9 protein-coding genes are annotated in these 12,493 nt (G+C 73.1%); 2 read left to right on the forward strand and 7 right to left on the reverse strand.

The window, feature by feature from the left end:
* Nucleotides 1-1,037: 1,037 nt before the first annotated feature.
* Nucleotides 1,038-2,345, reverse strand: a complete 1,308-nt coding sequence (locus tag ACE1OC_RS11330) for a diaminobutyrate--2-oxoglutarate transaminase family protein (RefSeq protein WP_407836932.1) — start codon at nucleotides 2,343-2,345, stop codon at nucleotides 1,038-1,040.
* A gap of 437 nt (nucleotides 2,346-2,782) precedes the next feature.
* On the opposite strand from ACE1OC_RS11330, the gene ACE1OC_RS11335 reads away from it, so the two are divergent.
* Nucleotides 2,783-3,952, forward strand: a complete 1,170-nt coding sequence (locus ACE1OC_RS11335; protein ID WP_407836933.1) for a trypsin-like serine peptidase — start codon at nucleotides 2,783-2,785, stop codon at nucleotides 3,950-3,952.
* Between the two features lie 84 nt (nucleotides 3,953-4,036).
* Here ACE1OC_RS11335 and hflX read toward each other — a convergent pair whose 3' ends face one another.
* The 6 genes from hflX to miaA all read right to left on the reverse strand — a co-directional run bounded on the left by hflX (nucleotide 4,037) and on the right by miaA (nucleotide 12,085).
* Entirely contained in the window at nucleotides 4,037-5,545 is a 1,509-nt protein-coding gene (gene hflX, locus ACE1OC_RS11340) for a GTPase HflX (RefSeq protein ID WP_407836934.1), read from the reverse strand.
* A gap of 176 nt (nucleotides 5,546-5,721) precedes the next feature.
* Nucleotides 5,722-7,170 carry a M1 family metallopeptidase gene (locus ACE1OC_RS11345; protein WP_407836935.1) on the reverse strand — a complete coding sequence of 483 codons (1,449 nt, stop codon included), beginning with the start codon at nucleotides 7,168-7,170 and terminating at the stop codon, nucleotides 5,722-5,724.
* Between the two features lie 76 nt (nucleotides 7,171-7,246).
* Nucleotides 7,247-9,355, reverse strand: coding sequence for a RelA/SpoT family protein (locus ACE1OC_RS11350; protein ID WP_407836936.1), 2,109 nt, complete (start codon nucleotides 9,353-9,355; stop codon nucleotides 7,247-7,249).
* Nucleotides 9,356-9,495: 140 nt separating this feature from the next.
* Nucleotides 9,496-10,371 carry a diaminopimelate epimerase gene (gene dapF / locus ACE1OC_RS11355; RefSeq protein WP_407836937.1) on the reverse strand — a complete coding sequence of 292 codons (876 nt, stop codon included), beginning with the start codon at nucleotides 10,369-10,371 and terminating at the stop codon, nucleotides 9,496-9,498.
* 61 nt (nucleotides 10,372-10,432) lie between these two features.
* Complete coding sequence (locus ACE1OC_RS11360) at nucleotides 10,433-11,020, reverse strand: hypothetical protein (protein ID WP_407836938.1); 588 nt, start codon at nucleotides 11,018-11,020, stop codon at nucleotides 10,433-10,435.
* Nucleotides 11,021-11,146: 126 nt separating this feature from the next.
* Complete coding sequence (miaA, locus tag ACE1OC_RS11365; RefSeq protein ID WP_274549851.1) at nucleotides 11,147-12,085, reverse strand: tRNA (adenosine(37)-N6)-dimethylallyltransferase MiaA; 939 nt, start codon at nucleotides 12,083-12,085, stop codon at nucleotides 11,147-11,149.
* A gap of 174 nt (nucleotides 12,086-12,259) precedes the next feature.
* Here miaA and ACE1OC_RS11370 point away from each other — a divergent pair, with 174 nt between their 5' ends.
* Nucleotides 12,260-12,478, forward strand: coding sequence for a gliding motility protein (locus ACE1OC_RS11370; protein WP_351370657.1), 219 nt, complete (start codon nucleotides 12,260-12,262; stop codon nucleotides 12,476-12,478).
* Nucleotides 12,479-12,493 lie beyond the last annotated feature (15 nt).

A 12,493-nucleotide genomic window follows, 5' to 3' on the forward strand; every position in this document is an offset into this window, starting at 1 on the left:
CGGCGGCTGTGGGGAGTTGGCAGGTGGATGCGCCGAAGCGGGCGGCGGGAAGGTGGGGCCCGAGGGGCTGAGCGGCGGGGCCGTCGGCGCCGTGGGCGTGGCCGGGGGAAGGCTGGAGCCCAAAGCTGCGGACGGTGATACCGGGGACGGGGCCGACGGACGGGTGGGACCCGAGGCGCCGGGCAGCAGCGCGGCGGGCGTCGCCGCCGGAAGGGTGGGATCCAACGCTGCGGGCGACAGGACCGGTGGCACCGTGGACGGGGCCGACGGGTGGGACGGGCCCGCGGCGCCGGGTGGCAGCACCGTGGAGGCCTCCGCCGGGAGGGCGGGGTCCAAGGCGCCGGGCGGCGGGACCGTGAGAGAGCCGGGGCCCATGGCTCCGGGCGGCGGCACCGTGGACGGGGCTGGCGGGAGGGTTGGACCCCCCGCTGTGGATGGCAGCACCGCAGGCGGGACCGGAGACACCGTGGCAGCGGCCTCGACGTTGGTTCCGTCCGGTACCAACGTCGAGGCCGACAGCGGCAAAGGCCGATCCCCCACCACAGGCGGCAGCACCGCGGGCCGGACCGGAGACACCGCGGCAGCGGCCGACGGAAGGCTGGGACCCGCGGCACCGGACGGCATCAACGTCGGGGACGACAGCGGAAGGTCCGGGTCCCCCGCCACAGGCGGCAACACCGCGGGCCGGACCGGAGACACCGCGGCAGCGGCCGACGGAAGAGTGGGACCCTCGGTACCGGACGCCATCAGCGTCGGGGGCGACGGCGGAAGGGTCGGGTCCACCGCTGCGGGCAGCAGCACCGTGGGCGGGGCCGAGGACTCCGGGGCGGTCGCCGACGGAAGCGTGGGACCTGCGGTGCCGGGGCGCACCACCGTGGCGGCGGCCGACGGGAGGGGCGAGCCCGAGGTGGTGGGCGGGACGGGCGAGCCCGATGTGGTGGGTGGGAGGGGTGAGCCCGGGGTGTTCGGTGGCGGGGCGGTGTTGGTGGGGGGCGGGAACGGGGATGTGGGGTGGAGGGGGTCGGGCATGGGGGTCCTTAGCGGCGGGTGGCGGCGGGGATGGCGTCGGCGAGGCGGTCGAGGACGGCCGCGGCCTGTTCGTCGGTCAGGGTGAGGGGAGGGAGGAGGCGGACGACGCTGGAGTGGCGGCCACCGAGTTCGACGATCAGGCCTCGGTCCAGGCAGGCCTGGCGGACGGCCACGGCGAGGTCGGGCGAGGCTTCCCCGGTGTCGGGGTCGGCCAGTTCGACGCCGATCATCAGCCCGCGGCCCCGTACGTCCGCCACGCACGGGTGCGCCGGGATCAAGCCGCGCAGGGCGCCGAGCATGCGCGCGCCCAGGATCCGCGCGCGCTCCGCGAGGCCGTTCTCCCGGACGTAGGCCAGCGTCGCGGTGCCCGCCGCCATGGCGAGCTGGTTGCCGCGGAAGGTGCCGGCGTGGGCACCGGGGGCCCACTGGTCCAACTCCGCCCGGTACACGATCACCGCGAGCGGCAGGCTGCCCCCGATGGCTTTGGAGAGCACCATCACGTCGGGGACGACCCCCGCGTGGTCGACCCCCCAGAAGGCCCCGGTGCGCCCGACCCCGGTCTGGACCTCGTCGGCGATCAGCGGGATCCCCCGCTCCGCCGTGATCTCCCGCATGCTGCGCAGCCAGGCGTCGGGGGCGGGGTGGACCCCGCCCTCTCCCTGGACGGGTTCGACGATCATCCCGGCGGGCGCGGGCACCCCGCTCTTGGGGTCGTCCAGCAGGTTCCGCGTCCAACGGGCCGACAGCTCCGCCCCCTCGGCCCCGCCGACTCCGAACGGGCAGCGGCGGTCCTGCGGATACGGCAGCCGGGTCACCCGTACGTCCGTGGCCCCGCCGGAGACGGCCAGTGCTCCCGTGGTCATGCCGTGGTAGGCCCCGGTGAAGGCGAGCATCCCCGAACGGCCGGTCGCGGTGCGGACGAGGGTCAGCGCGGCTTCCACCGCGTCCGTCCCGGCCGGGCCGCAGAACTGGATGCGGGCGTCCGCGGCAAGCTCCGCCGGCAGGGTCGCGAACAGTTCGGTGGTGAAGGCGTCCTTGACCGGAGTCGCGAGGTCCAGCACGTGCAGCGGGGCCCCCGAGTCGAGGACCCCGCGGATGGCTTCGAGCACCACCGGGTGGTTGTGGCCCAGGGCGAGGGTCCCGGCGCCGGAGAGGCAGTCGAGGTAGCGGCGTCCGTCCGCCCCCTCGATGGTCAACCCCCGTGCGCGCACGGGCACGATGGGCAGGGAGCGCGCGTACGTCCGTGCCGCGGACTCCCGTTGTGCCTGCCTGCGCAGGATCCCCTCCGCCGCGGCCGGCCCCGGAGCCGCATCCACATCCGGCCCCGGCCCCGGCCCCACACTCGCACCCGGCCCCGGACCCGGACCCGCGAAGTGCCCTTCCTCCGCAATCCGGTTCGCCTGCGCCGGTACCTGCTCCCCAGCCGTGGCCTGCTCGCCCGTCCAAGCCGTCAAAGGCACGAGTGTCGCTCCTCCCGCACGGTTGCCCTTCCGGGGTGCGCTTCGAACACCCACGCTGCTCCCCCATCCCCCGTACGTACCAACGACGGTGGCGGCGACGGATCACGGGTGGGCCCAAGATCCTTGCCCGCCCCGGGATCCTCGTCCGGCCCGGATCCCTTTCCGGCCCGGGGGAACCGGTGCCCCGGGCTGTGCCGTCCCCCACGGCAGCGGCATAGTGGGGTGCTGCAACCCAGGCGCCCGCCTATCCAGGCACCGTCCCGAACCAAGAACCATCCAGGGGGATTCACGACATGCGACCGATCCGACCGGTCACCGCGATCCTGTGCTCGGCCGCGCTCGCGCTGACCGCCGCGGCGTGCGGGCCCGGCGACGGTGAGACCGACGCCAAGCCGACCGTGGCGGCGAGCCTGCCCACCAGCCTGGACGGGGTGAAGATCCCGGACGGGCTCAAGGACAAGCTCAAGGAGCACGGCATCGACCTGGAGAAGTGGAAGGGGGGTGAGTGGAAGAACTGGAAGAAGGAGGACTGGCTCCGCGAGGCGGGCGACTACATCAACCCGATCATCGAGGACCTCTGGGACCCGGACCGGATGCGTGACGCCGCCAAGACGCCGCAGCCGCCCGCCGTCGACCCCGATGCGGGCAAGGACCAGGGCGTCACCGACCCGGCCCCGGCTCCGGTGGCCGCCAAGGCCGCGACCCCGCCCTACCACCAGAGCGTCCCCGCCTCCGGCAAGGTCTTCTTCGACGGCCCCGAGGGATCGATGGTCTGCTCGGCGACCGTGGTCAAGGACCCGGCGCACCCCGGCAAGTCCAACATGGTCTGGACGGCCGGCCACTGCGTGCACGCGGGCAAGTCCGGCGGCTGGTACCGCAACATCGCCTTCGTCCCGTCGTACAACAACAGCGGCAAGGCCGCGGCCGCGCTCAAGGGTGCGCCCCGCGAGGAAGTGGCCCCGTACGGCGTCTGGTGGAGCGACTGGGCCCAGACCTCCGACCAGTGGATCGCGACCGGCGGTCCGACCGGCGGCGCGGGTGCCCCGTACGACTTCGCGGTGCTGCACGTGACCCCGGAGAAGGGTGGCGGCAAGTCGCTGGAGGAGACGGTCGGTACGGCGCTCCCGGTGGAGTTCAACGCCCCGGCCGCGCCCAAGATCGCGAAGATGACGGCCACCGGTTACCCGGCGGCGGCTCCGTTCGACGGCCAGAAGACCTTCCAGTGCACCGACAAGCCGGGCCGGCTGTCGCTGAACGCGACCGACCCCACGATGTACCGCATCGGCTGCACGATGACCGGCGGTTCCTCGGGCGGCGGCTGGGTGGCGGCGGGTGCCGACGGCAAGCCCGCGCTGGTGTCGAACACCTCCATCGGTCCCGCCAAGGCGGGCTGGCTGGCCGGGCCCCGGCTCGGTCCGGAGGCGAAGGGCGTCTTCGACGCCGTGAGCGGCAAGTTCAAGTAGCCGCAGCAGCACATCGCACGACCGAGGGCTCCCGCACCAGCGGGGGCCCTCGGTCGTGCACGGCGTGGCCCGGGGGCCGCCGCGTCAGTGCTTCGCGAGCACGTACGGAGCGAGCTCCGCCGCCAGTTCGGCGTGCACCCGCGCCTTGAGCAGGGTGCCCTCCGCCGTGTGCTCCTCGGAGATCACCTCGCCCTCGGCGTGTGCCCGGGCGACCAGGCCGCCGCGCGTGTACGGGACCACGGCCTCGATCTCGATCGCCGGCCGCGGCAGCTCGGCGTCGATGAGCGCGAGGAGTTCCTCCATGCCCTGACCCGTGCGCGCCGAGACGGCGATGGAGCGCTTCTCGATCCGCAGCAGGCGCTGGAGCACCAGCGGGTCGGCCGCGTCCGCCTTGTTGATCACCACGATCTCGGGCACCTTGACGGCGCCGACCTCGCGGATGACCTCGCGGACCGCCGCCAGCTGCTCCTCCGGCGCCGGGTGCGAGCCGTCCACGATGTGCAGGATGAGGTCGGAGTCGCCGACCTCCTCCATCGTGGAGCGGAACGCCTCGACGAGGTGGTGCGGCAGGTGCCGGACGAAGCCGACGGTGTCGGCCAGGGTGTAGACCCGGCCCGACGGGGTCTCGGCCCGGCGCACGGTCGGGTCGAGGGTGGCGAACAGTGCGTTCTCCACCAGGACTCCCGCGCCCGTGAGGCGGTTGAGCAGCGAGGACTTGCCGGCGTTGGTGTATCCGGCGATGGCGACCGAGGGCACCTTGTTGCGGCGCCGTTCCTGCCGCTTGATGTCGCGGCCGGTCTTCATCTCCGCGATCTCCCGGCGCATCTTCGCCATCTTCTCGCGGATCCGGCGCCGGTCGGTCTCGATCTTGGTCTCACCGGGGCCGCGGGTGGCCATGCCGCCACCGCCGCCGCCACCCATCTGCCGGGACAGCGAGGCACCCCAGCCGCGCAGTCGCGGCAGCATGTACTGCATCTGCGCGAGTGCGACCTGCGCCTTGCCCTCTCGGGACTTGGCGTGCTGGGCGAAGATGTCGAGGATGAGCGCGGTCCGGTCGACCACCTTCACCTTGACGACGTCTTCGAGGGCGATGAGCTGGCCGGGGCTGAGCTCACCGTCGCAGACGACGGTGTCGGCGCCGCTCTCCATCACGATGTCGCGCAGCTCGCGCGCCTTGCCGGAACCGATGAAGGTGGCCGGGTCGGGCTTGTCGCGGCGCTGGATGACGCCGTCGAGTACGAGTGCGCCCGCCGTCTCGGCGAGGGCGGCGAGCTCCGCGAGGGAGTTGTCCGCGTCCTGCACCGTGCCGGAGGTCCATACGCCGACGAGGACGACCCGCTCCAGGCGGAGCTGGCGGTACTCGACCTCGGTGACGTCTTCGAGTTCGGTGGAGAGGCCGACCACGCGGCGCAGGGCCGCGCGCTCGGAGCGCTCGTACTGGTCGCCGTCCCGGTCTCCGTCGATCGCGTGGCTCCAGGCGACGTCCTCTTCCATCAGGGCGTCGGCCCGAAGGCTCTCGGTGAAGCTCTGCGGATCCGGCGCACCCTGTGCGTCGTCCCGCGCGTCCTGGGAAGGGGAAGAAGAGGAGGTCATTGGATCCTTACGTCGTTTTCGAATGCGTCCGCGTCAGGCGAAGCGGAGCCAAGGCCAAAGCTACTCCCGCGCGTGACATAACACTGTCACGTCCAACGTGTGACACTCCCCGGAGATTCCCCCGGAGCACCCCGCGGAACGGCCTCGTCGATGGTGGCATGCCCGTTCCGCACGCGTCACACGCTTTTCGGGGCGCTCCACTCCGGGTGCCCCGGCATCGCCGGCGTCTTCTTCCCGTACAGCCACGGCTCCAGGAACGTCGCCAGGTCCCGGCCCGCCTCCTGCGAGGCCAGCCGTACGAAGTCCGCCGTGCCCGCGACCCCGTCCCGGTGCTCCCCCACCCAGCGCCGCTCCACCCGGTCGAAGGCCTTGGCCCCGATCTCCTGCCGCAGCGCGTACAGGATCAGCGCGGCCCCGTCGTAGACCGCCGGCCGGAACAGCCCGATCTTCTCGCCCGGGGCGGCCGGCTTGGGCGCGGCCGGGGGGCCGCCCGCCGCCCGCCACTGGTCGGAGCGCTGGTACGCCTCGCGCATCCGCCGCTCCAGGGAGTACTTGCCGAGGCCGTCCGCGTACAGGGCTTCGTACCAGGTGGCGTGGCCCTCGTTGAGCCACAGGTCGGACCAGGTGCGCGGGCTCACGCTGTCGCCGAACCACTGGTGGGCCAGCTCGTGGACCATCACGGATTCGACGTACCACTCGGGGTATCCACCGCCGCCCGCGAACAGTGCGCTCTCGAACAGCGAGAGGGTCTGCGTCTCCAGCTCGAAGCCGGTACGGGCCTTCGCGATCAGCACGCCGTAGTTCTCGAAGGGGTAGCGGCCGACCCGGGCCTCCATCCACTGGATGTGCCCGGCGGTCTTCTTCAGCCAGGGCTCGAGCCGTTCCCGGTCCGCCGCCGGGACCACGTCGCGCAGCGGCAGTCCGTGCGGCCCGGTGCGGTGGATCACGGCCGAGTCGCCGATCGAGACCTGGGCGAGCTCGGTGGCCATCGGATGCAGCGTCCGGTACGTCCACGTGGTCGCGGCGCCCGCCCTGCGGGCCGGCAGCGCGCCCGGCACCCCGTTGGCCACGGCCGTCTTTCCGGCCGGCGCGCTCACCCGGAAGGTGAAGTACGCCTTGTCGGCGGGGTGGTCGTTGCACGGGAAGACCCGGTGTGCGGCGTCGGCCTGGTTCGCCATGGCCAGCCCGTCGTCGGTGACCACCCAGCCGCCGTCGCCGCGGCCGCGCGGGTCGCTCGTGTGCCGGACGGTGATGTGGAGGGGAAGGTCCGGCTCGACCGGCCGGGCGGGGGTCAGGACGAGGTCCTCGCCGACGCTGGCGAAGCCGGCGGGTTCCCCGTTGACCTCGGCGGAGGCCACTTTCCCGTGGGTGAAGTCGAGGTTGACGGTTTCGAGCCGGGTGAGGCTGCGCGCGTCGATGACGGTGACCGCGTCGAGGGGGCTGTTGTTGTCCTTGTACGCGAAGGACAGGTCGTACGAGAGCACGTCGTATCCGGGGTTCCCCAGCTCGGGGAAGAGCGCGTCGCCGATGCCGAGCGCCTTGGGCGGGGGCACGACGGCGGCGACGAGGGTGAGGGAGGCCGCGGCCAGCAGGGCGGCGCGCAGGCGCGGGGAGGTGAGCTGCATCCCCCACCGCTTATCAGCGCCCGCCACGCGCCCGCGAACGGCGCGCGACGGCTCCACCCGAAAGGGGTCGGGCGGGCTACGCCCGGCTGACGTCGTAGACCCCCGGCACGTCCCGCATGGCCCGCATCAGCGCCGGGAGGCCCGTCGCGTCGGGGAGCTGCAGGGTGTAGCTGTGCCGGACCCGCTGTTCGACCGGCGGCTCCACGGTCGCGGAGACCACCTCGACCCCCTCGCGGGCGATGGCCTCGGTCAGATCGGCCAGCAGGTGGGGGCGGCCGAACGATTCGGCGAGCAGGGTGACCCGGCAGTCCGCGGTCGCCCGCCAGTGCACGGCGACGGGGGTCCGCCCCACCGCCCGCATCTGGGCCACGGTCGCGCAGTGGACCCGGTGCACGGTGACGGCCCCGCCGCGTACGACGAACCCCTCGACGGCGTCCGGCGGGACCGGCGTGCAGCACCCCGCGAGCCGCACGGTGGCGTCGGGCAGGTCGGCGACGGCGTTGCCCCCGCCACTGCGGAGGCCGATCACCGAGAGCGGCGCCCTCGGTGCGGCGTCGGCGGGCCGGGCCCCGTCGGGGTGGGACTCCAGCCAGCTGCTGACGGCGATCCGGGCGGCCGGGGTCTTGGCGTGGTCCAGCCAGTCGGCGGTGGGCCCCGAGGAGGCGTCGTGCGCGAGCAGGAGCTGGACGGTGTCCCCGTCCGAGAGCCGGGAGGACAGGGAGGTCAGGCGCCCGTTGACCCGGGCGCCGATACAGCCGTGGGCCGCCTCGCCGTACTGCGCGTAGGCGGCGTCGATACAGCTGGCGCCGGCCGGCAGGCCCAGCGTGCCCCCGTCGGCCCGGAACACGGTGATCTCCCGGTCCTGGGCCAGCTCCGAGCGCAGGACGTCCCAGAAGGTGTCGGGGTCGGGCGCCGACTGCTGCCAGTCGAGCAGCCGCGAGAGCCAGCCCGGCCGGGTCGGGTCGACCCGCTCCTCCTCGCAGTCGGCCGCCGCGATCTGGTCGGCGGACTCGGCCTGCTGCGGGGAGGTGTACGGATTGCCGAGCGCGACCACGCCCGCCTCGGCGACCCGGTGCATCTGCCGGGTCCGGACGATGACCTCGGCGACGTGGGTCGTGGGCCCCTCGCTCGTGGCGAAGGCGGTGTGCAGGGACTGGTAGAGGTTGAACTTCGGGGAGGCGATGAAGTCCTTGAACTCGGAGATGACCGGGGTGAAGCAGGTGTGCAGCTCACCCAGCACGGCATAGCAGTCCGCGTTCTCTCCCACGAGGACCAGCAGGCGGCCGAAGTCGGAGCCGCGCAGCTCCCCGCGCTTGAGGGAGATCCGGTGCACGGAGACGAAGTGCCGGGGCCGCACCACCACCTCGGCGGCGATGCCCGCCTCGCGCAGGACGGCCCGTACCGAGTCGGCGATGCCGGGCAGCGGGTCGCGCTCTCCCGCGTGGGCCGCGATGAGGGCGCGGGTGTGCTCGTACTCCTCGGGGTGCAGGATCGCGAAGACGAGGTCCTCGAGCTCGGTCTTCAGGGCCTGCACGCCGAGCCGTTCGGCGAGCGGGATGAGCACGTCGCGGGTGACCTTGGCGATGCGTGCCTGTTTCTCGGGCCGCATCACCCCGAGGGTGCGCATGTTGTGCAGCCGGTCGGCGAGTTTGATGGACATCACGCGGACGTCGTTGCCGGTGGCGACGAGCATCTTGCGGAAGGTCTCGGGCTCGGCGGCGGCGCCGTAGTCGATCTTCTCGACCTTGGTGACCCCGTCGACGATGAAGCAGACCTCGTCGCCGAACTCCTCGCGGACCTGATCGAGGGTCACGTCGGTGTCCTCGACGGTGTCGTGGAGGAGCGAGGCCGTCAGGGTCGTGGTTTCGGCGCCCAGTTCGGCCAGGATGAGCGTGACGGCGAGCGGATGTGTGATGTACGGCTCACCGCTTTTGCGCATCTGGCCGCGGTGCGAGGTCTCGGCGAGCAGGTACGCGCGGCGCAGGATGGACAGGTCCGCGTCGGGATGGTGGGCGCGGTGCGCCTCGGCTACGTGGCCGATGGCGTCCGGCAGCCGGTCCCGGGGCGTGGGGCCGAGCAGCGCAGCGCGTCCGAGTCGTCGCAGGTCAAGCCTGGTCCGGCCGCGTCTGCGAAGTTCGGGGAGCGCTTCGGGACGTGCTTCGGGGTTCGTGGCCTCTGCACTCATGGGCACCTCCGACGGCTTCGACCGGCGGTGGTGGGCATGGGGTGCGCCCGCAGGGCCGGTGCCTGATGCTACCGACCCCACCACGTGGCGCAGTCCACCTCTCGCTCAGCGTGAAACGGATCACCCATTAGAGGGAAGCTTCAGACGAAAGCCGTTTCGGTGAGCCAGGCGGGATCGAACTCGCCCTCGGCCACGATCACGGCGGGTCCGGTCATCTCGATCCGCCCGTCGGGGTGCTCGGTGATGACCAGGGTGCCGCCGGGCAGATCGACGGTGTACGTGGCGGGCGCGCCGGTGACGGCCGGGTCGGCGCCGTCTCGGCGGATGGCGGCCACGGCGACCGCGCAGGCGCCGGTGCCGCAGGAGCGGGTTTCGCCGGAGCCGCGCTCGTGGACGCGCATGGCGACGTGGCGGGGGCCGCGGTCGACGACGAACTCGACGTTGACGCCCGTCGGGTAGGCGGACGCGGGGCTGTAAGGGGGCGGGTCCAGCAGCTTCCCGGCGTCGTCCAGGCTGTCGACGAAGGCCACCGCGTGCGGGTTGCCCATGTTGACGTTGCGGGCGGGCCAGGAGCGGTCGCCGACGGAGACGGTGACCTCGCCCTCGGGCAGCTCGGCGCGGCCCATGGAGACGGTCACGTCGCCGGTCTTGTCGAGGTGCACCCGCTTGACTCCGCCGCGCGTGGCGACGGCCAGGTCGCCCGGCTCCACGTGCCCGGCGTGCTGGAGGTAGCGGGCGAAGACGCGGACGCCGTTGCCGCACATCTCGGCGATGGAGCCGTCGCTGTTGCGGTAGTCCATGAACCACTCGGCCTCGTCGGCCAGGTGCGCGGCCTCGGGGTGCGCTGCGGAGCGCACGACGTGCAGCACGCCGTCGGCGCCGATTCCGGCCCGCCGGTCGCACAGCCGCGCGACGGCGGAGGCCGGCAGCTCGATGGCGTTGTCCGGGTCCGGGACGATCACGAAGTCGTTCTCGGTGCCGTGGCCCTTGAGGAAGAAGAGGCTGGTCTGCGTCACCCGCCCATGGTACCGAGCCCGAACCCGGCGGAGCCGGTCCGCCCGCCCGCCGAGACGGGCCCTACCGGAGCCGGGCCACCCGGTACACCGCGAGCGCCACGACACCCAGCGCGACCAGTGCGTACAGCAGGGCGAGGCGCCAGTCGGGCCGCTGCCCCGAACCGCGGGCCGGGAGCCCCGGCAGGGCGTAGCCCACGCGGCGCGCGGCCATCATGCCCCAGCCGCCCGCGCAGCAGCTGATGAGGAATCCGAGCATGGCGACGACCGCTCCGCCGTCGCCGAACTCGAAGGCGAGCGGGAAGGCGAACATCAGGGACCCGGCCGCGGCCAGCATGACGATGGGGGCGATCTGCCACAGCCTCAGCCTGCGCTGCGGGCGCAGTTCCACCTCGAACGCGGGGGCTGCGGCGGCCTCCGCCTCGGCGGAGTCCGGCGCGTCCGGGCCGTCGGGGGTCAGCCGGGCGGGATCCGCGGGCAGTCCCAGTCCGGGGCCGCCGTCGGCGTCCGCGGGCAGTGCGAGGGCGTCGGCGTCCTCCGGCGCTCCGTCGATCGGGCCGTCGCCGTCGGCGAGGGCGCTGTGAAGCATCGGGTCCGTTTCCCGCCGGGTGTCGTCCCGACCGGTGTCACGAGGGCCGGCCTCCATCGCCACGCGCCCTCCCCACTTGGACTTCGTACGCCGCCGTTCACCGCCGGTGACGGCACCGGCGGAAGTTTGATGATGGCACGCCGTCAGGCCCCGGACGGGCGTGCGGGGCGTCCCGATGCCATCACGTGATCAGGCTGTGACCGCTCGTTCGACCAACGACTGCGCGAGTCCGGCGAGTTCCGCGCGGTCCTCGGCGGCCCCGCTGAGCCAGTGCACCCTCGGGTCGCGGCGGAACCAGGAGTCCTGGCGGCGGGCGAAGCGCTTGGTGGCGCGGACCGTTTCGGCGCGCGCTTCCTCCTCCGTGCACTCCCCGGCGAGGGCGGCCAGTACCTGCTGGTAGCCGAGCGCCCTGGAGGCGGTGATACCGCCCCGCAGGCCCGCGGCCTCCAGCGTGCGGACCTCGTCCACCAGCCCGGCCTCCCACATCCGGTCCACGCGCAGCGCGATCCGCTCGTCGAGCTCGGGCCGGGCCACGTCCACGCCGATCTGGACCGTGTCGTAGACGGACTCGTGGCCGGGCAGGTTGGCGGTGAACGGCCGCCCGGTGATCTCGATGACCTCCAGCGCGCGCACGATGCGGCGGCCGTTGCTGGGCAGGATGGCCTGCGCGGCGGCCGGGTCGGCGGCGGCGAGCCGGGCGTGCAGGGCGCCGGGGCCGCGCAGGGTGACCTCGGCCTCCAGCCGGGCCCGGACCTCGGGGTCGGTGCCGGGGAACTCCATGGCGTCGAGGGCGCCGCGCACGTAGAGGCCGGAACCGCCGACGAGGACCGGCGTACGGCCCTGCGCGAGCAGTTTGTCGATCTCGGCGCGGGCGAGGCGCTGGTACTCGGCGACGCTCGCCGTCTCGGTGACGTCCCAGATGTCGAGGAGGTGGTGCGGGACCCCTCCGCGCTCCTCGGTCGTCAGTTTGGCGGTACCGATGTCCATCCCCCGGTACAGCTGCATCGAGTCGGCGTTGACGACTTCGCCGTCGAAATGACGGGCCAGGGCTACGCCCAGATCGGACTTTCCGGCCGCGGTGGGTCCTACGACGGCGATGACCCGCGGGGCGGGGGCTGCTTTCCTCACCGCACCAGTCTCGCAGCCCCTCGTCAAGGCGCTGCCATGTACCCGATCGAGCTACGTGACGGGACCGGGCCGGGGTCGTTGCCTTGGCGGGGTTCCGGCCGGGCGCGCGCCTGCCGTGCGGCGGCCCGTCCACGGCGGAACTTCACTCACACGAGTAACGTTATAGGAGTAGACATGGGCATTTTGGACCGGCTTCTCGGCCGCAAGACCCAGGCGACGACCGAAGAGGCCGTTTCCGCGGATCTGACGGTGGAGTCCGCGACGGCCGACGAGGCCGGGACCGAGCAGGCTGTGGCGGAGGAGAGCGCGGCGGTGGAAGCCGTCGAGATCCCGAAGCAGCAGTCGGCGGAGGCCACCGCGGACAGCGAGGCCGCAGAGGGTGCCCGTACGTAGCCTCGCTATTGGAAG

Source organism: Streptomyces stoeckheimensis (genome assembly GCF_045822005.1).
GTDB lineage: Bacteria > Actinomycetota > Actinomycetes > Streptomycetales > Streptomycetaceae > Streptomyces > Streptomyces stoeckheimensis.